Below are 19950 nucleotides of genomic sequence, written 5' to 3'. Positions count from 1 at the left end.
TATCAAGGCTCACCAAATCGCCCGCACCGCCTCCGACCATGCGTTTTAATATCTCATCTTAACTCCTCTAATATCAAGAATTGCTTCTCATATTTAGCTTTAGACTGACACTAAAACATAGAAGAACTGTAAAGAGGAGATTATTTAAGCCATTTCTCGCAGCTTCTCTAATGGTTAGTCAGAAGCCATTTGTTCAAAACAAACCCATTGGTTTTCTAGCGTTAGAACGTGTTGAACTCCATCAAATTGAGTCGCAGCAAGAACCAGTTGTAGTGATTGAGCTAACGGATACCACTCTTTGAAGGCATCTAGTTCTATCTTCTGCTCATAACCCTTATTAGGAATCCAGGTATTCCTGATGGCTTCTACTAGAAAGCCGGAAGTGTTACGCACCTTAGTAGCAGCTAGAGCTTCCTTAAGTGCGTCAATTGCCTTTAGCACTATTTCCCCTGGAGCCGCTTTAATTAACTACCTATGCGGCAACGATTCAAACCCTTAAGCATAGACTGTACACCGACCTGATTAAAGGCAACTTACATCCCACCCACTTAGGGTTAGAGGTAGATCGCTTCTTAGCCGATGCTTTGCCTGACTTGCTCCAGAGCAATTTCATTGCCGAGATGGAAACCAAACTCGATGCGATCGCCAACGGAGAGCAAGACTGGCAACAGTATTTGACTCGGTGGAATCGAGATTACTTTGCCCCAGCTTTAGCCAAAGCAAAGCAAGTAATTCCTCGCTACCTTAGTAATCAGCCTGTACCTCAACGCAGAGAAGCAGAGCGCCAATTCTCCCCCAATCAACCGCCAAAACAGCAACAACAGGGACAGCCTAACTTTTCGCGTACTCGCTGCCCCCAGTCCCAAAATTATTTAGCGAAGATCCCAAGCTCGAAGCTCAAGAAAAAGTATTTTCTCAAGTGTGTTAGTGGTTGTAGCGATACCGTCATGTTTTGGTCAGAGCGCAACAAAACATGGCAGCTACCTCAGAAGGGGCAAACCAATAGCCAGTCTGTTACCCCTATCAATGCTCAAATCACCCAGTATTCATGCCCCATTTGCCAAAAACCTTTAGAGGAGTATCATTACCAAAAAGAAGGAAGCGCCAAAAGTTTGCTGCGTTGCTCCGACTTCAGTGCTAGAAGTAATAACAACCATAAGGAAGCTGTTTATTTTCATACTGCTAAAGGTTGGTGGAGTCCTAAGTTTGAGGAATTATCTGAGGATGCAGCAAAAGGGTAATCAAAAGCCCACAAGCTCCCTTGCTTTTGTTGTCAAGCAACCAGCCCTGTCTCTCGAATCGTAATATTCAGCCGACCTTGTTTTATTGCTAAAGCTTGCGGTGCTGTGCCTGGATAAATCTTCACTACTCCGTGATATGCCTCTGAGGTACTGCGACCACAGATTTGGTCTTAGGGGGATAGGAGCGGTAGTTGAGTGGGGGTCAATCCCCCCGAAACTACCAGTCCGGTATTTCTAGCTAGAATGCGGCATTTAGAATTAACAAATCTTCCTAGGCGCAACCAGTTAGCATCACTTAAAGATAGATTTTTTCCCGTGTATCCAGAACAATATCCAATTAGTTTTTTAACTTTTCCATTTGACTTGGTTGAATACTCGATTAAATCACCTTTCCTGGCTTCAAACGGAGTAGTTGACCCACCATAACGTCCCCTAATCCCTTCCGGCGAGGGGATGGCATTGTGTAAACGACGGCGCGTAATTCTAGGTTTAGAAATGACTTTGAATACGGATGGCGTGTTTTGCACTTCCCCAATCCAGTGATGACCATGCTCATTCCTAGTATGAAAGGGCTTGTATTGGACGAAATGACCACAAGCGATTGCCACTGCGTCCACCGCATGAGTCTCTGGGACTTGCAAAGCTTTGTTGGATTTGTTTTTGACAAGCTTTAAATGCTCGCGAATCTGCGATGTGCCGTTCCCGTCTTTTTGCCAACCTTCCATCGTGACGACTGGGGCTATTTTAGAAAGTTGTTCGAGTGTCCAAGCTTGTCCTATCATCACAGGAGAAAAGCCCTTACCCGACTTTGCGCCTTTACGCCCTGATGTCATATCAACATCGGCTCTAACTTTTTCTACCCTGATTGCTGTAATTGGGTAAATGCGAGACAACTCGGAAATTACTCGAATTTCTAGTTGTCGATTTGAACGAATTGATGGCGGTAATTTGGCTTTCTTGCGATTAGAAAATCTTTTTTGACGATGATTTCTCAGTTTAAAAACAAGCTTTCGGTCAATTCGTCTTCCTCTGCGCCCACGCCTGAGCATGGAGCGGTAGGACATTTTCTCTTTTATGCCAGCAATAGCTGTACCTTGTTTGGGGATAAATCCCATTAAGACTAGGTGTGACATAAACAGCGTGTATTTGGCTGACACGACAGCGATACCAGAATATCGCTTACCAGGGTCACAAGAGGCAACAATGTCCTGGGTTTGAGTGCCGGATGGCTCAATTAATAACTGGACGCACCAGATACCCAGGTCATTCCAGAATGGTTTAGCTTTATCCTGTTTTATCCAACGCCTAGCGCGAGATGCAGTTGTTGGCATTAATGCCTCACCTGACGGCAAAATCACAGGTACTCTGAGATTTTCTTTCTTCATTGGTATAACCCTTGAAAGATAAGTTTTAGTCACTTCCCTCATTCAGCAGCGCGTATCTTGGCTTGACCCAACCCCCTGAGATTCCAGGGGCTACAGATAATCCGAGCTAGTGAAGCACTCAGAAGTGTTAAGACGCTACTGAACTTAATGAGGTATTGAACATTTCACCTGGGGTTATCTCCCAGAATCCGTGTCTATACCCGAAGGGTTATGCACGGTAGTTCAAGATACGCCATGCGATGCCAAACACGAACAGATCCCCGCTTCTTAATTCGATATCTTGATAGGGAGCGCCTTTGTTTTGGTTATTCCCAAATCGAAACAAATCGAAATAATCGGACTTCCTATATTACGCACTAATGCTGATTCGCTGCGGTCTTGATGTATTCCCAGTTTTGCATTTGAGTCATACCAATTGACGATCGCTACGTCTGGCTCAAATTGTTTGTACTTTGGCAGTGTGATTTGCAAAGCCCGATGTGCTAAATCGGCTAATTGTGGAGGAAAGGCTTTACAAGGCAAGCGATCGCTATCATCGCGCGTTTTCGAGTACCTGTAAGGATACCAATGCCAACCAAGGCAAAGTACGCGGACGCTTAGGGATTTTCCGTCAGGCATTTTGGGCGTGTAAAGACCCGCAGGTGGTTTTGCCCATTCTCGACACTGGTCTAATAATTGCTGCTGCCGCTCTAAATTCAACCAGTCAGGAACGTGGATAGCACCAGGGGCAAGCTGTTGTTTGGCTCTAGGGAATAACGATGTTTGATGCATTTTTATCGTAGAGGATATATCAACTGTCGCAGATAGTTAACTGGAACTTTTTGCACCACCCCAACTGCGCGGGGAAACTCACCAGGCGGCGGGTTATATAAAGTCCCGCACAACAAATCTATTAGTGGATGTCCAAAATTTTTGTTGTCTATGTCTAAACTGTGATGCCAACGATGCAACTGCGGATCGCTAATTAGCCACCGTAATCCTGGTAATCTACAGCGAATGTTGGCATGGACAAATATTGACTGGACAAGGTTAAAGGTGGTGTAAAATCCGAATGTTTCTGCTGTAAACCCCAGTATATACAATGGTGTCCCGATCGCTAACCTAGCAGCAACCATGTCTACAGGGTGAAACCGAACGCTTGCCAAAGCGTCTAGGTGTTCGCTACTGTGATGGATGGCATGAAACTTCCACAAGCGGGGTATTTTGTGGAACAATCGATGTACTAGATAGAAACTAACTTCGGCAACAATTACTGCTTCTACAAACTGCAAATATCCAGGTTGACGAGCGATCGCACTTTGAAAACTTGGGTTGATTGTCCATCCCAACAAAATGTACAGGGGAATTGCACCAATAATAACCCCTACGTTGACTATAGTTTGATTGAATGCCCAGTGGCAGACATCCGTAAACCAGCCTGGGCGAAACAGCTTCTGGCGGCGAACGGGGGATTTTCGCTCCAGCCACGTAAAGGCGATCGCTATTACTATTATTCCAATTATGACTTGCACAATGCGACTCTTAATCTTTTTTCTCAGATTTGCAAATATTTTTTCATATATGCTGTTTTGGCTTCCGACCAATATTTAATTTTTGTTTTATTCTGACCCCAAGGAAAGTTTTTTAGGTATTTTATGAGTGACAAAAAATCAATTACAGCAGTCATTAATACTTTTATTACTTCTATATTAAACCACAGAATCGGTCTTAAAAGCTTAATTGATATTTCTTCGATTATTGTTTTTGGCTCTTGACGATCGTCTTCAACACTTAGCTTATCAAGCTCTATCTTTCTTAACTCTAGATCTTTGCTAAAAAAAGCATCATTAGCAATACGAACTACCGTACCTCTAGTCAGTCCAATTAATATCAGTGTTGCTAGTCTAGTTTTATTTTCATTAGGGATATAAATATTCTCTAAAAAAGACTGAGTCCAAGTGCTTATTAATAAACTAATAGCTAGAGCATCTAACGAAGCTACGATTTCCGAGAGAAAGAGCGTACTTTTTAATTGTTGAATTTCTTTTTCAAGAATTTGAACTGGCTTATTCATATTCCCTCTGAGTTAAAAACGCTATAAAAATACGCTTGTACTATTTAGATATTGATTGGCGATCGCCAATCAAAAACTACAACCATCACAGCCGTCGCAGCCATCAAAAGGATCGACATCGCATCCACCCGCGTCGCAGCCATCGCCGTCGAAAGGATTGATATCGATCCCACAGCCATCGGTTGTTATTTCACCTGGCGATGAGGTATCCCCAAGCTCGACGGCTCCCAAATCGCCATTTGATGTCTCAAGAGAAGGGTAGGAGGCGATGTCCAGCAAAACCGACAAAGTATCGACGACAAAATCCCCCCAATAAACATCCCAGATTGCGGGATTGCTTGTAAAATTCCAAAAATCTTGCTCGGCTGTATAAACAGGAATAACAGTTTTTTGTTCCGCTTGAGGCGAGTAAATTGTCTGACCATCCATCTCGAAGTAGAGAGCCTTGAACTCTTTCTTTTGAGCGACTAAGAAGAAACCCTCCAATTGGGCTGTCAAAAGCCCAACAATTTCGTCCACTGAGTTTTCCAGATATTCTCCAGACACACTGCCCACGAAGCGGAGCAAGTAATAATTGTTAATCTCACCAACTTCTACTTTATCGATCTTAAAAAGAAGAGTGTATTGGTCAACCTGCAATACCTCTCGGTTAAACTGGGCAATTTTGAGCTTTAGGTCTTCTCTAGACAGGAATTCTCGCTCGCGCGGATAGGAAAGAATCAGTTTGAAGGAATGGTTATACTCGTAGACCACTCCTGCCTTGTTGCTGCCAGATACTTCTTCAAACTTAGTCTTATCAAAACCCGATCTTGTTACATCATCAGTAGAGTTAGTTTGACTACTTGCCAACCGAGAACCCAATGAAGCGATACGCTTAGGAACTGGATCGAACCCCCTGTTGGGACGACGACAACGAGAAATTCGCTCTCTTGTAAGACGAACGCCTTCCCATACACCCCACTCTTGGACAGCATCGATAGCATATTGGGAACAGGAGGGAGAAAATCGACACTTGGGTGGCGTAACTTTACTCACCGTGTGCTGATAAATCCCGATCGCACCGATAGCGAAAGTTGATAAGGAGCGATGGTCGCAGAGCGAACCGCCTTCGGCATCGCGAAACGCTTGAATTTCAGAAACCATATTTTTAACAGGGGTTTGCAGGTGCGTCTTTCCAGTTAATCTGACGTACTTGTAGCTGCTAATAGGCGATCAATTTTATCTGATAGCTGCACGTAATCAATTTCTCGTTCAGCATCACCAAACAAAGCCTCCAATTCAGGGTCCTCGTCAAACCAACCGTTGGCACTTAGATCGAGGGATTCATCAAGCATGATGCATATCAATTTTGCTGCTTCTTCTGCATCCTGTGACTGCTCGATTAATTTTTGAACTTTTCCTCTTAGCATTACAAATGTCCTTACTTTTGCTAGATATTTAGCAGGTCGAATAAACTATTTGCCAAATCAAATAGAGAAATTTATCGCTACAAGCGATCGCTGCTTGACCTGAGCGTTCTTCGCCGCCAGCCTCAAATGCAGCATCGAAAGCTGCGGTTAGAGCAGTATATTGGTCAGTTACGGCTTCTCCAAACGAGCGCAAACTTTCCTGTTGTTTTGAAGGCATCATCGAGAAGGCAGCTATACAAGCGCACATTGCAGATTTAATTTTTAAAGGGGCTTTCACCTCTTTTATCTTGGTTCTATCATTTGAATATACGCCAGCAGCGTTTCTTGCTGCTTCTGCCGCCAATTCCCAATGCGATTCGGAAATGTCCTCGCCATTCTGGAACTTTTCAAATAGGCTTGATACTTTTTCAATTTCTTTCGATGCTTCAGGATAATAATGTACGACTCCATAGGTTGGATCTGTCAGAAACCAACTTGCTATCTCAGCCCAAATCAATGTAGCTTTAACTCCTCTACCTGTAGCTTTGGTGCGTTGGAACTGCTTGGCAAAAGATTCTCGATCGCAGTTAGGCAAGTAAGAACATATTGTGTCAGCGATTGCCCAAATCAGATCGTTATCATAAATTGCTAATGTTTGGTTGTTCATGACTTTTAAGATGGTCAGTCTCGAATTAATTAACTACAGATATATTTGAGGACAAATAGAGATCGCGCATTTCTACTACGCTAATTCCAACTTGCATATCAGCGACGATCTATGCAACAAAAATTTGGGTGTCCAATCTTGAATGAAGAACGATGGCATCAGAATCAGATATATCTATTGATTCCCTATTCTTTTTTCTAAAGTGCAGACTCCACTGTCCACTTGCAACATCTTGAGAAATTCCGACAATAGAGCGCTTGTGAATACTGCGAGGATCAAAGTTTGCCATTCGTTTTTCTGGGGTAATAAAATTGTTTTTATCTGAAGTAAGGAAAATCTACCAATGACGCTGGATACGGAGTATTGAGCATTTTTAAATGCTCTACGTAAACATTGTCACTTTGTGCAGGAATAGGAACAGCCCTGGCATAACCAGCAGCAGTTGCTTCACTTTCAAGCGTATGACCAATAATCAATATACTCTTCTTAAAAAAGTCATCGTATTGCAGGTAGTAAGGTAATTCAACAGCTTTAGCCCATCCTGCTTCTGCTGCTGGCTCATTGGGTGATACAAAATTGACTATTAACATGGGTACGTCTGCTGATTCTAATGACTGATGCGCTTGTGCTATTTCTTCATACGTAAGCAGTTCCCATGAGTAGTGCAGTTCATAAGGAATATCGTTGGCTCTAGCAAAACCTGCTCGGTCTTCAACTACAAAAAATATGTTGTGTTTTGGGCGATCGCAACTTCGCCTTCTATATCCATGCATTGTCCAGTATTCTACTGTGCCTTCCTTCACGCTTTCTAACTCGGCAAATTCGTCCAATCCTTCAGCAAGCGCTATTTCTACTAAGGATCTACGTTTAGGAAAAAGCTGTAACCGTAAGTTAGCAATTTTCAAATGCAAGTCCATGTCTGATGTCCTTCTTGTAAGTTACCAATTACACCTGTGCCAACACGCGCTCGTTTCGTGCAAACTTACTTCCGTTCAGCACAATTTCTACAGGGGAAAATATAGATAGACAGTTGACGATTCTTAATAGTTCAGAAATTTCGTTCGCGGTAATAGGAAAAGAGATTTTTGTCCCACGCTCGATATTACTAGAGCGCATTTGCACATCTTTGTTAACTGGGAAGTTTTCAGGTGCAAGAGTTATAGATAGTTTCTTTGACTCGATGATCGCTCCTCGGCTAAACAAGTTATAGAGGCTTATTTCCCTAGCAAATCCTAGACAATATGTGTCTTTGCTGGCACGTTTACTGTTTACCAAGCTTGATGCATTACTAGCAAAAACATCCTCTCCATCATCAGCGATTGCTAGCCAAGTCTTACCTTCAATCGTAGGTGTGGCGATCGCAACTTGGCTTGCTTTAGCACACTGGCTGTCTTGGATTAGCGCAAACAAAATGTCTGGCAAACTCGCCCTGCAGCGTGAAATACGCTGTTGCACTTTTGACGCTAGTTGGAGCCGAAAAGTTTTCTTTCGCATATTCTTTCCCCCATTTATTGACTGCGATGCACTTGTTTAATTCTCGGCGGCTCCAATATCACGAGCAGAACCTTTAGGCGCTGGATTACTATAGATATCTTGTGAGGGGCTTGCCCAGGACAAATCTACACCACTTGCCGCATTAATCGCCGCACTACCAGAACGCAATCGGAAATCACTATTTGCAGGATTGACCAACAATGGGTCTAATTTCTGCGACGTTGAATCGGGACTATTAGCTCCGCCAATGTAAATCAGTTGCGGTCCATCGTAGGAATCTGCTTGCCAATAGATATTATGTGACTCGCCAAACTTGGAGTCCGACTCAACTAAATATCTGTCTGGATTTGAGCTTGCAACCATAATATTGTTACGCGCTTGCAAAATATCTGCGCTACATCCCTCAATACATAGGATACCGCCGTTGAGCCAGTAGCCTGTATTGTGATAAAACTCCGTACCTGGGTTAGCCCCCCAGCCACTTTTGTATCCTCGCACCATCAAGAACTCCCCGCCGCGTTTCTGCAATTGGGTGAGAGTAGACGAGTTAATGTAAGGTGATTGAAAACCAAAGGCGCTATATACGTTGTAAGCATACTTATTGTTTTCCGCTCTATCGTCGCTAGTACCGCCAAGTTCGGTAAAAGTAGACTCGCGCAGACTTGTATTGTGGTGGATGTAATTGTTGCTGCCCTTGTAGACTTCCACGCTTGCACCGTCAACGCCGTAATCTTCAGAACAGCCGACATTACCCTCAAAGTAGTTGTAGGCTACTTCATTGCGATCGCCATTAAGCAATATGCCCCATGCACCCGAATCGTCGTCCTTCTTTTGCGAAGTGAGATTATCCATAACGTTGTTAAACGTCAGTTTGTTGTGTAGCGCCTTATTGGAGTACGAACCTTCGCCAAAGCGGATGCCAGCCGTTAAGCCACTAGCTTCGCTATAACGCACGATGTTATGCGAACTACCGCTTCTGGTGTCGAAGCCAGTACGCCATCCCACAGGTTGACCTTTGCATTTTGAGGCATTTGCGGATGTTCCTGGTTTATTTGCCCTTACCTTAAGGTACTCGAAAATTTGATATTGTCCAGTGATTTTGACGACTTCATTACTATCACCTCCATCAAGCGCAGGCATGGAAAGACTAGAACTACCGTATGCACCGATAGCAATTGGGGCGCTGCTGCTACCAGTCCATCTTGCATTTAGAGGTCCCGAAAAAGTACAACCGCGTTTAAGCAGCAGACTATCGCCTGGGTTTAGAGTCAAGGTATTGTCCCAACGGTTGACGGGAGTCAGAGTTTTCCAGGCAGTGCTTGGAGTTGTGGCATCATTTGTATCGCTGCCATTGTTGCAGTCTACATAATAGGTTTTGCCCTGTGCTGCCCCTTCTAGTACAACTTGAGCGATCGCTATTTCACCATCACTTTGATTGATAAGCCTTATGTATCTTGCATTTTGGCTTTTGAAGGCATATTTCTCTAAGTCTTGAGTACCCTGGCTGTTCTGGTTGGCGATAACTTTTGTCCACTTAATCCCATCAGTCGATACGGCTACATCAAAAGTATATGCCTCACCTTTGAGCCATTTAATCTTTACAGCATTTACTGAAGCTACCCCACCTGTGTTGAGTTCTAGATACTGCCCTTTACCATCAGCGCTCCACCCAGTATCGTCACTGTTATCGATTGCATTAGTTGCCTCACTACCAGCACTTGATGAAGTTGCATCGGCGATGAATGTATTGGGCAAACTTTGCGCCAACCCTGGATCTAACGCACCTATACTGGCACAGGTAGCTGCGATTGCTATAGTTACAGAACCCTTAATTGTCAAAAGATTGCTCCTCTCACTAAACGTACCTATCTAACCACACAACCAACTCTTTCGCTCGCTGCAAATGTTCTAGTGTTGGCGGCACGAACATCTCCAGCATTCCTGTTTTCTGCATTGCATCAAAACTCACGGGCGTATAGGCAAGGGCTTTATTTCTCACTGCCTCCCAGTAGCAAACAGACATCGGTCGCGTTTTTGGCTGCTGGCTGTTAAGAAAATACAGCATGACTTCAAAGGCAGCGACATACACCTTGGCTTCCAAGGCATCGCACAACAAAGCATGAGTTGGTTCTTTGTCGTCCGAACCCAAATCGCAACCACTTAACTGATGCGCGATCGCCTGGTGCTGAATGTACGGCTGCCAGACGGTGTATAGAGGGAAAGAAGTGCAACTATTACTATCACTCCAGGTGGGCTTACCGTACCAGTAGTAGAGCGCTACAAAACGATGTTCCTTATTGGCTCCTGCCAATTCCAGTAGCATCGGCGGCAAGGGTACATCCAGTAATCTAAAAGTCTGAGGTATTCTCACCATCAGCGCGGGGCAACCTCCTCAAAACTAGAGCCTGCATCCCCCATACGGTATTCATCGGTGTATAGTTGACGCGGCGCAGGACCTTTGAAATTTGGATCTCCTTTGTACAGTCCCATCTTGAAGTTTGGTCCTTCTCCTTCATCGTTCCAATAAGTGCGCCCTTTGTAATCTACGTCCTGAGAATATTCATCGCCACCTGTCCTCGTCCAGAGTTTGAGGAAGCCGTCTTTATTTCCAGTCCATTTGACGTGCATAACAAAATCAACCCATTTGCCCCGAATGTCAGAAATCTTCGCTAAGTTATAGCGATCGCATTGGATATCTTCGCTGTCTCCTTTGTGTTGAAACTTAAATACTACGTTGTTGCCGTTCCTCGTGATATACGAACCATTTGCACCACAGGTAAAGTTGCCGTTTCGCTTAGTGGGGTATGTCGCCCATTGAGTGAGAATATCGAATCCTGGATCTGAAGAACCCCAGTCCGTAGGAATATACATCGACCACCCGTACCAGTATGTTTCACCGATTTTGGTTTTCTTCATCCGAAATTCCGAGCGTTCCCCGCAACGGTTAACTGTATGCCGAAAAGCCTTTTGCCCAGAGCGGACTGGGTGGATGCTGTTGCCCTCGAATGTAGAAACGTTTTCTAGGCGGTTGCAACTACTTCCGCCTTTTGAGCGCTCGGCTTCTGTGGCATTGGCTTCGTTTGTATTTTCGGTCACTGATTCGACGATCTTTGCTTGCAAGGGTTGTTGTGCGACTAGCGTAATACCTGAAACAACCGCTATTGCAGTGAAAGTTCCAACTAAGGAAGACTTGTTTTGAAGTTTCATGATAGTTTAAGAATGTGTTTTTTTGAATCGGCTTCCAAATTGGGAAGCCCGTTTTTCTTCGCTCTATGACTCTACTTGCCAGCTAGCTCTATCACTTGAGCGCGATCGCTCACGTCGATATCGAGTTGCTTAGGATAAGTTTGCGATGACTTCATGCTGGACGAATCATTGGGAACGTAGATCGTTGCTTTGGATATCTCGGTGTTGAGAGTCAGCGTTACCTTTTGGGTGGGTACGTCGAGCCACTTTTTGGTATCTACGTTGTAGCCAGACTTTTCTAGCCACAAAACTAAATAGAACGTACCATCCTGCTTTTGCAGCAGGGTATGATGCACGTCTTCTGTATCGCCACTTAGTACGTAGTCCAAAGACCCAGGACTAAAACTAGCACCGGGGTCTTTGAGCAGGTTGAACAAGTTTTTAAGTGCTTTGTAGGCAGGCTTTTCCGATCCGTCATTGCGTAGTAATCCAAAGTTCATATATAAAGAGCCAGGATTGTTGTACGTATTGATAAACTCGTAGATGTATGTCCGAGGTATGCCGTAATTAAACTGTTCCAATACCAGGCGCGGAGTGTACTTGGCAGCAATGTCTTCCGGTACACCTTTATGCCCGTTACCCGTAGAAGTGACCTGGTGATAGCCTGTCTCAGTTGTGACTATTGGATCTGATAAGCTAGCTTTTTTGGTAGAGCGCACGTTCCAATCGAGGCTACCGTAACCATCGCTGCCCCAACCGCTATTTCCAGGGTTGCGCCCAGACATATAGTTGTTCATTGCGCCGTAGTCTTGGTATTCGCTCATGTCGCCTAAAGCTGCATAAGCGCCAGCCTCTACCAGCGATGGACCGTACACCTTCACGCCGCTTGTCGCGCCATCGCCTTTGATGCCTTGCCATAGTTGTCTTTGAAAGTTACGCAGGTCGCTTGCCCAATTGCCGTTGCCGCTTAGATTGTATTCGTTGGTTGCTTGTACTGCTTCGATGACATCTGTGCCAATTTCTTTGACCAAATCTACCGCCGCATCTACTTTGATGTCGCGTGGGTCGCATACTAAGGTGGCGCGGATACCGCCTAGTTCTTTGAGTTCCCTTAATCTATCCATATAGCCGTTCAGGTTGTAAACGCAGCCATCGCGGATATGGCGAACGCCTAGTTCTACTAGCTTGGGCTTAATCAAGTCGTTGTACCTTTTGTAGTAGACAGATTCGTTGTAATACAGATGCGTATTTACGCCTACTGAATCAACAAAATCATCTGCGCGTCGTGCCTTTTCTTCTGCGGCTTGCACTGATGAACTAAATAGTCCAAGCACTAAAATACTCGCTACTAATTTTGCCCAAAAACTCATTTTTTTACAGGCACTAGAAAGTATTAGCAGCTTAGAAAGTTTCTGCTATTTTTTGCTGGAAAGCATGAAGTTGATAAGCTTCTTTAAGGACAAACTACTTTTTTAATTTCGCCTTCAAACTTTAACTAAATTAAACGGCTATCTCAGATTGCAGACAAACATTAAAGACTAGCTGCAATAAGCTCTTGAGCGTTATTTTTCCGCTCCTTTAGTTTAGTTTTCCTAGTCCCAAAATTAAGAATTGAGTACGACCGCGCGGCGCGATCGCACTCTTATTTAACCAGGGCTTTCTATTTGAAGAAGAATGAACGAAACTCAAAAGTAACTCTAGAAAATACTTTTTTCTAGTTGGTAAGAACTATATCACTTAGTTTTTAGCAAAGCAACGTTTTTTACACTTTTAGCTGAGAAATATTTTTAAATTTTAAGACTCAATGCCGTAATATTTTTCTAACCATTGCAACACACCTTCTTCAACGTCTGTTAAATAAACTTGTCTCCCCAAAGATTCAAGCACAGTATAAGCACAACGATCTAGCATTTCTTCGCGCGATCGCAACCGTCTAATCCGCTTCAAAGTTTCGGGCAACTGGCGACGAGCATCAGGAGAATCAAGCGGCTGAAGATTATCTGGTTTCACACTCAAAGTTGTATCGTGAACGTCAACGGCTATTGTATAGTCTCGTAGCTCTTTTGCGATCGCCCAGCAGCCGTTGTACTTGCGCTCAATCCCTTCTAGCCTGGTTAGGGTAAATACATCGCCAATGGAGCAATAGTCAGAAGCGAGGGCGAGTGGTTTTTCTTTAAGGCGCTGCACAATGTCTTTGACAATACGACCGCTAGGGACTTTATTTCCTGCCTCTTGTACGGCTTGCTGCCATATCTGTCTCTGTTCTTCTGGTTCTAAGTTAGCAAGGGGTCTGACTTGGCGTTCTGTTGTTGGCAAAATTTGTGAACCATTGGTTCGCATTTCTAAATTTTCTACAACTCCTGCGGCAGCTATAAGATAGTAAGCTGGTCTAGGAGTCATCCCAAATCGCTCTTGGCTGTAAGCTTCAAACGTCTTATGAGTCGAACGGTATAACCGTCTATCTCTAAGTTCCCGCAGCGCCGACCCCGCCTCATAAAAGGCACGTTCTACCTTCAACTCCAACCGATGACGCTCTTTTTCCTCATCCTCGGTTAACTCCTCAATTTCTTGATAGCTAGCTAAGGTTTCAACTGTCACTATAGATTTTGGCGACACTCCTAACTCTTCGGGTGATTCTTCAATCATATTGATTTCCGGTGTAATTACAGGCGTTGCATTATGAGAAGTCGCTATTTCTGCTTGGTCATCACCCTTACTCAATACAGGGCTTTCAACCTTTGTCCAATACTCGCGGGGAAACACATTCTCATTCGTTGACTCCACCCATCCTCGCGCCAGCACTCTTGCGACAGTAAACGTCTTGCCGCTATCTTCATGGCTATTGCCGATAACTATGCGCTCGCCTACTGCAACAATCTGGGCAAGGGCTTCAGCATCCGGTTGCAACAGGTTTGGTTGTTCGGGAATTTCTATTTTGTTATCCCAGCTTACCCATACTTCTGCCAGTCCCCCAGGCGTAATCACTATTTGAGTTACTTTGCCCAAAACCCTTGAATCTGCCCGATGTACTGGCATTCCAATTTCAAATTGCGACAAAGATTCTAAATTCTGTCGCTTGCGGATTAACAAAGCTAGTTCTTTATCCAGTTGCTTGTGTTCCTTGACCTTGCTTCTTTGCCCACGCAAGTTATCCAAACTGGTATGCAGTTGTTGTTCCCGCGCTTTGAGCGAGGATATTTCTTCTGTGACGCTAATCATGATTTTCCGCGCTTGTTGCGTTAATTTTTCAAGGAAATGCCGCAAATTGCTTCACTGCTAAAAACCGGAATATTTCTACCACTCTTAGCTTCCGAGAACACCCAAAGCTCTTTATTGCTACCTAAACCTTCTACCGAAACATAAGACAAATTCTCAATCCGGTCTATTCGAGCATCTTCTATCGAACAACCTTCACCGCTAATTTGGGAAATAGTGAACGTTAGACGCTTAAATACCCAGTTGAGCATTTTAATTGGTATCCAGGTGAGTTCCTTGATGCTTTGTGGTTGTTGGCAAAGAAATTCAATTAATGCTGAAGCAACTTTTTTCCTTTGAGCTTTATTAAACTGGCTCATTGCTGCAATTAGTTTTTGGCTGTCTTTTTGTAGCGATTCGCTAATTTCCATCCAAGTTGTGGATTGAAGTAAAAGTATTGCTAAGTTAGGTGTTGGTGCTATTGGTGGACGATTGGTGGTATCATCAATCGGGTCAATAGTAGGAGTGGCAATACTTTGAACTTCAAAATTGGTGAATTGGTGATTTTCCTGCTCTGGCAAAGTTTGGTGAGTTGGTCGAGCTTCTTTGTTATGTGTTTCTAAGCCTGTTGAATCAATTGCATTTGTCGGTGTGACTACATCACCAATTTCACCAACTTTAGGTTGTATTAATGCTGTAGAAAGGCTTTGAGTAATTGGTGCTTCCACCAACTTTGCACCAATTGTTGGTGGTTGTTGACTATGGGGAATGTACCTCATGTCACTCCCTTCCCCTTCAATCCGCCCATGTCCCGCTGCTGCTAGTGCAACAAAAAGCACTGTGCGAATTTTCCCTGTTGACCAACCTTTAAGCGCGTTAATTCGGGTTTTGAGAAACGAAGCATTTAGTCCCTGCTTGGATTTGGCAAAGTATTTCTCTGCCTGAGTTTGGACTTTAAAAAATATGCCCTCAAGTTTTCTTGATGGCGCATTGTTGCCATGAATTAGTTTTTGCTGCCATAGGTAGAAAGAAGATATTTCTATCGCGCAGCGCATTGTCTCACCAGAAATTGTCGGTTCGGGTAACTTGCCAGCCAAGACTGCGTTAACTATGTGCAGCCACAGAGCAATTCTCGCCGCATAAGCTTCGATTTTTGCATACACAATCGAGAAGCCAAAATATTTTTCTTCTCTCTCATCGTCGGCTAAAGTATGATTCCAAGCTTGAAATAGCACTTTAGCTTCCTGCGTTAATAAATAGTCTTGCTGTGGTAGTCCTTCTAATTGCTCGTACAGCCACTCTAGAGTCTCGGTAAAGTTGCTATTGTTTTTTGGTGTAAGTAAATCCAGGTATCGAGGTGGGGCATCGATAATTGAGCAGTACAAGAATCTAGCACTGTAGCCACTAGAAATAAAATTCACGTCGTCGCCCATTAACCGCGCTAACGTATCCCACTGGTAAGTACCTGTTTTGCTAAAAGCCGTACGGCTGAGGAACAACCTGGCATCATGGCGGTCGTAGTTGCAAGCAGCGCCGTTAAAGAAACTTAGCTCTAGTTGCAAGTCGTCTCCCTTTCCACCGCCTTTGTATTGGTTCAAGCGTTGGTAATCCGCGACCAGTTCATCTATGTATTCCAGTAACCCGCGTGGGTTTTCTTGATGGATGCGGATTTTTGTCGAGGTGGTTACATTACTCAAAAGTCGCCGCATCCGCACGGGCGGTTTTTCGTCGGATTTTTTATCTTGCTCGTAATCGGCGAGGTTTGTGTCGTAAATTTCTTTAGCCTCTCCCTCCATTTTTTCTAGAGGGTAAATTACTTCTTTTTGCGGCGGCGTTTTCGCTTGCCCAGAGTGGGCAACGTTTGCCGTCCAAAATATACAGTCTTGGGTGTAGCCAGACACCGGATCGATAATGATTCTGGAGCTTGTACCAATTCTGGAGGCGCAAGCAGGTAAGAGCGTGTTAAATAGGTACTCCGGCGCTGTAGGCATCGCGGCAGCTTTAGCTATTAGTGGTTCGGCAAGCAGAGGATTGAGATATTGGCTAATATCTAAGCGCTTGCGGCAGTTTTTAATTATCGGCGTGAATGATTCGATGGCAGCAACTACTTCGGTTGCTTGCTCTCCTTCATTGCCTATGATTCGGGCGAGATTTTTAATTTCATTGCAGGATTTTTTCACCTCGGCTAAGTCCATCAACGCCGCCGTTTGTGCTGATTCGGTTTCGTAGCTATCGAGAATACTTTTTATGCGATCGCATAAGGACACCCCGCTACTAGAACTTAGCTTATTGTTACTACTAGGACTAAAACCTTTATAGCCCGTGTCGTTTTTAACATGATTTTTCCAATACCAGGCGCGGAGGCAGGTTTCTACGCCTTCTGGAGTGCAACTAGGTGCGGGATTGCTCTTAGCAGCACTTGCCCAAATTGATTCAATTTCTTTTGTGGGCAAGGCAGGGGAGCAACGAGCGCCGTAATTTTCTAGTAATAGTTGAGGATTGCCATCAAAACTTTGTCCGATGGTTTGTAAGTAAGAGGCTGTACCGATTAAGTCACGAGCTAGTTTTGCGCCGCCAAAATTACGCCCTCCCTGAGCGCTGCCCGATTGGAGTAGATTGCGCGATTCTTTAGCCAAACAAACTTCCAGGGGTATAGCTTGGGGTATGGGTAAAGAGATATTTTCGTAGCGCTCTCCACTTGTCGTTGGCATACTTGAGGGCGTTGTGCGTTCAATAGAAGGTTTCGCTAGAGATAGGAGGCGCTTTTTCAGTTGCTCGTAAGAATATTTCTGCCCTGATTCTTGGACTATTTCTGTTCGTCTTGGTTCTCGCCCAGGTTTTACGTGCCAGCCTCCAGCAAGGCGAAATACTCTTGAGGGATTTTTGTTACTGGGGTCTGCTCCCATCACCTCAATTAATAGGCGTTGCAATTCCCGCCATTGCTCTACATTTATTGGCGTGTCAAATACCCAATAAGGTTGAGCGGACTTGTCGCCGCTATACACCGTAAACGTTGGCTCAAAAAAGCTTAATGTCTCCCAGTGCAACAATTGGTCAGAAATTGGGCGATCGTCCCACTCGCAAAATATCGCCGCGCACTGCTTGATGTCTTTATCTTCGTGTCCGCCGCTAGCACCGTTAACTACTACATAAGTTCCGCGTTCGCCCTTCTGGTAAGAGGCGATCTCTCTCCAGTCCAGAAAGTTTAATTTTCGTCCTTTGTCATTGTCTTTTTTAGGATTGTCTGAGTGATAGAAAAAGCGTAAGAATACTTGATTTGAGGTGTAACCCAGGTAGGCTAGTTGTTTTTGAGCTAATTCGCGGTCTGTTTGGGGAAATGGGTAGTTCATTTTGGTTCTCACTATTTATGTTGAACCAAGACAACCCCTAAAAATAAATTTGCAGCTAGTGCTAGATTTTGTTAGACTTACGATGGATTATGGGTCGTGACAGTCTAATCTAGGTTTATTTCTAGGTAGGGATTGTCTCGGCTTTTTTATTGGGTAATTTCAGCTAAATTCACCAGGCGCAAAGTTTTTCGCGCTCGACTCAAAGCCAAGCGGCAAGCACTAGCTATATTAGTAATGCTCTCCCATGCATCGCCATTACCTGCGCGGCTGATACGGGCGTATAGTCGAAATTCGTAAGGGTCTAGCCCGCAATTGTCTATGTTTCGCCCTACAAACAGGCAAAACTGATTCTCTTCCTTAGCGGCAGCGGTCATAGAACAGCCTCCCCACCAATTTTGCCCTTCGCTGTAGTGGCTGTAATTACTACGCTTACTATGTTTTGGATTAGGACGCTGAGATAATTGGCAAATTTCTCAAAAAGATACTTGCCAAATTGCACGCTAAAGTTGCACAATGTTATTATCAACATTGATGTTCTGACCTCCAGATGAACGGTAGTGGTCGGAGCCTTCGGTGGCGGAAGATAATAGTCTGTTCGCGCAGACTTTCCCCACAACCGAGGTTTTATTTAATTGAACACATTATACGGGATTTAGTAGATAAAGCTAAACCCATTAGAAGAATTTTGTGAATTTGCATTGCATATACATAGGTAGTCAGTTTTTACGCCAAGGTAAAGCTGTATCTAGCGCTCATTAAAGCTTGCCCTTTTTGGAAGAATACTTATTGAAAAGTACGTTAGAAACGCAAAATGCCAAAAGCATTACGTTTTGATCTTCTTGAGTAAAGTTTTTAGCTCAGGAATCCCACTTGTGTCCGGCTTAACTCTATTTTACAGATTTTCCTCCGCATGATTGGAAAATTACCTATTAATTGATTAAATTGAATACACTCACTTCTTAGAGAAAATTTACTCCTTAATTTTCACATTTTATTACCATAATAGCCTAAAGTCGCCTTAGAGATGCAGAGATAAAAAAATACATTTAACTCTAAGAGCCAAGCAGTTGCAAACAGATACTCTACTCGATGAGTTTACAAGCTGCATCACACCAAGAATCTAAAATTTAGCGCGATCGCTTTTCTAGCTAAATAATAATTTTAACTCTCTCGACGTGTTGGCAAACTTGAGCAGATAGCGCTCGTTCGCGATAACTACTCGCCCCTTGGTTTATCATTCTCCTGCAGCCATTTATCTATTAGCTCTTTAATCACATCATTCATGTCTCTTCCCTGTAAAGCGCAAGCGGCTTTTAGTCTCGCTCTAGTTTTTTGCGGTACTCGCGCTCTAACAAAAACTGGTTTTTCTTCATCCATAGCTCAAGCTTCAACAAAAGATTTTTTAATTGTCTCACTGCTACAAGCTTTTGAGATCGCTATTGCTATTTTGTTTTTTGTGCTATTGTGCTATTGCGTTACTGTGCTATTGTTTAATAAAGCTTGACTTTGAGTTAATCGATTATGGGGAGATCGCTGTATTCATTGGCAAAGTCTTCTCCTTTCAAAAAGGATAGTCAAATTTTGATGAAGCTAGGGAGAAAGTATGGTTGTTACCTAGAGAAGTTAAGCTGTAAAAGCAGAATGGCTTTAAGAGCGGTACTTACTAGATATATATACGAAAAAAGTTTCATCATTAGCTACTTAATCGTTGATGCAATTGCTGATACGTTGCCTGTGATAGACTTTGGTGATAAGGCTGCTGCTATTTCGCAAGAAATGCAAGGGCTATCAGATTTTAGTATAGAGTCCTTAGTTCAAATCCTTACACTCCAGCAAATAAAAGATTTTGATGCCCAATAAAGTATTCTTAGAGCCTGTTTCTAAACAATTATGAATGGTTCGGTTTCAGCTTCGCCAAGCGACGCAACATGGTGTGAATCATTGCGCCATAAATCATTGCCTCACTCATTTCCACTAGCAGCTCATAGTCC

At 43.8% G+C, this 19950-nt stretch carries 20 protein-coding genes and 1 pseudogene; 3 read left to right on the top strand and 18 right to left on the bottom strand.

Annotation, left to right across the window (positions count from 1 at the left end):
• Positions 1–174: 174 nt before the first annotated feature.
• A complete protein-coding gene (locus UH38_RS20155; RefSeq protein ID WP_045056486.1) occupies positions 175–441 on the bottom strand; it encodes a hypothetical protein in 267 nt (88 codons plus the stop codon).
• 44 nt (positions 442–485) lie between these two features.
• Here UH38_RS20155 and UH38_RS28320 point away from each other — a divergent pair.
• Both UH38_RS28320 and UH38_RS20150 read left to right on the top strand, forming a co-directional pair.
• Positions 486–617, top strand: a pseudogene (locus tag UH38_RS28320) (hypothetical protein); the annotation flags it as partial.
• Positions 618–620: 3 nt separating this feature from the next.
• Positions 621–1241, top strand: coding sequence for a hypothetical protein (locus UH38_RS20150; RefSeq protein WP_052672485.1), 621 nt, complete (start codon positions 621–623; stop codon positions 1239–1241).
• Positions 1242–1411: 170 nt separating this feature from the next.
• On the opposite strand, the gene UH38_RS20145 is transcribed toward UH38_RS20150, so the two are convergent.
• The 17 genes from UH38_RS20145 to UH38_RS25585 all read right to left on the bottom strand — a co-directional run bounded on the left by UH38_RS20145 (position 1412) and on the right by UH38_RS25585 (position 19336).
• A complete protein-coding gene (locus UH38_RS20145) occupies positions 1412–2626 on the bottom strand; it encodes an RRXRR domain-containing protein (protein ID WP_045056525.1) in 1215 nt (404 codons plus the stop codon).
• A gap of 267 nt (positions 2627–2893) precedes the next feature.
• Positions 2894–3397 carry an alpha-ketoglutarate-dependent dioxygenase AlkB gene (locus UH38_RS20140; protein ID WP_052672484.1) on the bottom strand — a complete coding sequence of 168 codons (504 nt, stop codon included), beginning with the start codon at positions 3395–3397 and terminating at the stop codon, positions 2894–2896.
• Positions 3398–3399: 2 nt separating this feature from the next.
• Positions 3400–4137, bottom strand: coding sequence for a sterol desaturase family protein (locus UH38_RS20135; RefSeq protein WP_045056485.1), 738 nt, complete (start codon positions 4135–4137; stop codon positions 3400–3402).
• A gap of 23 nt (positions 4138–4160) precedes the next feature.
• Positions 4161–4679 carry a hypothetical protein gene (locus tag UH38_RS20130; RefSeq protein ID WP_045056484.1) on the bottom strand — a complete coding sequence of 173 codons (519 nt, stop codon included), beginning with the start codon at positions 4677–4679 and terminating at the stop codon, positions 4161–4163.
• A gap of 69 nt (positions 4680–4748) precedes the next feature.
• Positions 4749–5822, bottom strand: coding sequence for a membrane protein insertion efficiency factor YidD (gene yidD / locus UH38_RS25595; protein ID WP_072044956.1), 1074 nt, complete (start codon positions 5820–5822; stop codon positions 4749–4751).
• Between the two features lie 35 nt (positions 5823–5857).
• A complete protein-coding gene (locus UH38_RS20120; RefSeq protein ID WP_045056483.1) occupies positions 5858–6088 on the bottom strand; it encodes a hypothetical protein in 231 nt (76 codons plus the stop codon).
• Between the two features lie 28 nt (positions 6089–6116).
• Positions 6117–6734 (bottom strand): hypothetical protein, encoded by a 618-nt coding sequence (locus UH38_RS20115; RefSeq protein ID WP_045056482.1) that lies wholly within the window; start codon positions 6732–6734, stop codon positions 6117–6119.
• A gap of 317 nt (positions 6735–7051) precedes the next feature.
• Entirely contained in the window at positions 7052–7651 is a 600-nt protein-coding gene (locus UH38_RS20110; RefSeq protein ID WP_045056481.1) for a hypothetical protein, read from the bottom strand.
• A gap of 28 nt (positions 7652–7679) precedes the next feature.
• Positions 7680–8228, bottom strand: coding sequence for a hypothetical protein (locus tag UH38_RS20105; protein WP_045056480.1), 549 nt, complete (start codon positions 8226–8228; stop codon positions 7680–7682).
• 36 nt (positions 8229–8264) lie between these two features.
• On the bottom strand, positions 8265–10067 hold the full coding sequence (locus UH38_RS20100) for a discoidin domain-containing protein (protein WP_045056479.1): 1803 nt from the start codon (positions 10065–10067) through the stop codon (positions 8265–8267).
• A gap of 16 nt (positions 10068–10083) precedes the next feature.
• Positions 10084–10602 carry a hypothetical protein gene (locus tag UH38_RS20095; RefSeq protein WP_052672483.1) on the bottom strand — a complete coding sequence of 173 codons (519 nt, stop codon included), beginning with the start codon at positions 10600–10602 and terminating at the stop codon, positions 10084–10086.
• Positions 10602–11435: a polysaccharide lyase gene (locus tag UH38_RS20090; RefSeq protein WP_045056478.1), complete on the bottom strand. Its 834-nt coding sequence runs from the start codon at positions 11433–11435 to the stop codon at positions 10602–10604. The genes UH38_RS20095 and UH38_RS20090 overlap by 1 nt, the downstream gene beginning before the upstream one ends.
• A gap of 71 nt (positions 11436–11506) precedes the next feature.
• Complete coding sequence (locus UH38_RS20085) at positions 11507–12784, bottom strand: hypothetical protein (protein WP_045056477.1); 1278 nt, start codon at positions 12782–12784, stop codon at positions 11507–11509.
• 424 nt (positions 12785–13208) lie between these two features.
• Entirely contained in the window at positions 13209–14633 is a 1425-nt protein-coding gene (locus tag UH38_RS27745) for a hypothetical protein (RefSeq protein ID WP_082065462.1), read from the bottom strand.
• A gap of 20 nt (positions 14634–14653) precedes the next feature.
• Positions 14654–17959: a DUF3987 domain-containing protein gene (locus UH38_RS20075; RefSeq protein ID WP_052672481.1), complete on the bottom strand. Its 3306-nt coding sequence runs from the start codon at positions 17957–17959 to the stop codon at positions 14654–14656.
• A gap of 146 nt (positions 17960–18105) precedes the next feature.
• Positions 18106–18333 (bottom strand): hypothetical protein, encoded by a 228-nt coding sequence (locus tag UH38_RS20070; RefSeq protein ID WP_045056476.1) that lies wholly within the window; start codon positions 18331–18333, stop codon positions 18106–18108.
• An 841-nt stretch (positions 18334–19174) separates the two neighbouring features.
• On the bottom strand, positions 19175–19336 hold the full coding sequence (locus UH38_RS25585) for a plasmid partition protein ParG (protein WP_045056475.1): 162 nt from the start codon (positions 19334–19336) through the stop codon (positions 19175–19177).
• Between the two features lie 264 nt (positions 19337–19600).
• On the opposite strand from UH38_RS25585, the gene UH38_RS20060 reads away from it, so the two are divergent.
• Positions 19601–19819 carry a hypothetical protein gene (locus tag UH38_RS20060; protein WP_045056474.1) on the top strand — a complete coding sequence of 73 codons (219 nt, stop codon included), beginning with the start codon at positions 19601–19603 and terminating at the stop codon, positions 19817–19819.
• Positions 19820–19950 lie beyond the last annotated feature (131 nt).

Source organism: Aliterella atlantica CENA595 (assembly GCF_000952155.1).
Taxonomy (GTDB): Bacteria; Cyanobacteriota; Cyanobacteriia; order Cyanobacteriales; family Chroococcidiopsidaceae; genus Aliterella; species Aliterella atlantica.
Note: the sequence above shows the minus strand (reverse complement) of the source record. Positions and strands in the feature narration are given on the sequence as shown.

Bases quoted from the DNA above. Each gene is read 5' to 3' on its own strand.
- UH38_RS20085 (WP_045056477.1), bottom strand. From the start codon at position 12,784: ATGAGTTTTTGGGCAAAATTAGTAGCGAGTATTTTAGTGCTTGGACTA.
- UH38_RS20110 (WP_045056481.1), bottom strand. From the start codon at position 7,651: ATGGACTTGCATTTGAAAATTGCTAACTTACGGTTACAGCTTTTTCCT.
- UH38_RS20140 (WP_052672484.1), bottom strand. From the start codon at position 3,397: ATGCATCAAACATCGTTATTCCCTAGAGCCAAACAACAGCTTGCCCCT.
- UH38_RS20060 (WP_045056474.1), top strand. From the start codon at position 19,601: ATGGCTTTAAGAGCGGTACTTACTAGATATATATACGAAAAAAGTTTC.
- UH38_RS20115 (WP_045056482.1), bottom strand. From the start codon at position 6,734: ATGAACAACCAAACATTAGCAATTTATGATAACGATCTGATTTGGGCA.
- UH38_RS20145 (WP_045056525.1), bottom strand. From the start codon at position 2,626: ATGAAGAAAGAAAATCTCAGAGTACCTGTGATTTTGCCGTCAGGTGAG.
- UH38_RS20090 (WP_045056478.1), bottom strand. From the start codon at position 11,435: ATGAAACTTCAAAACAAGTCTTCCTTAGTTGGAACTTTCACTGCAATA.
- UH38_RS20150 (WP_052672485.1), top strand. From the start codon at position 621: ATGGAAACCAAACTCGATGCGATCGCCAACGGAGAGCAAGACTGGCAA.
- UH38_RS20120 (WP_045056483.1), bottom strand. From the start codon at position 6,088: ATGCTAAGAGGAAAAGTTCAAAAATTAATCGAGCAGTCACAGGATGCA.
- yidD (WP_072044956.1), bottom strand. From the start codon at position 5,822: ATGGTTTCTGAAATTCAAGCGTTTCGCGATGCCGAAGGCGGTTCGCTC.
- UH38_RS20105 (WP_045056480.1), bottom strand. From the start codon at position 8,228: ATGCGAAAGAAAACTTTTCGGCTCCAACTAGCGTCAAAAGTGCAACAG.
- UH38_RS27745 (WP_082065462.1), bottom strand. From the start codon at position 14,633: ATGATTAGCGTCACAGAAGAAATATCCTCGCTCAAAGCGCGGGAACAA.
- UH38_RS20130 (WP_045056484.1), bottom strand. From the start codon at position 4,679: ATGAATAAGCCAGTTCAAATTCTTGAAAAAGAAATTCAACAATTAAAA.
- UH38_RS25585 (WP_045056475.1), bottom strand. From the start codon at position 19,336: ATGGATGAAGAAAAACCAGTTTTTGTTAGAGCGCGAGTACCGCAAAAA.
- UH38_RS20095 (WP_052672483.1), bottom strand. From the start codon at position 10,602: ATGGTGAGAATACCTCAGACTTTTAGATTACTGGATGTACCCTTGCCG.
- UH38_RS20070 (WP_045056476.1), bottom strand. From the start codon at position 18,333: ATGACCGCTGCCGCTAAGGAAGAGAATCAGTTTTGCCTGTTTGTAGGG.
- UH38_RS20075 (WP_052672481.1), bottom strand. From the start codon at position 17,959: ATGAACTACCCATTTCCCCAAACAGACCGCGAATTAGCTCAAAAACAA.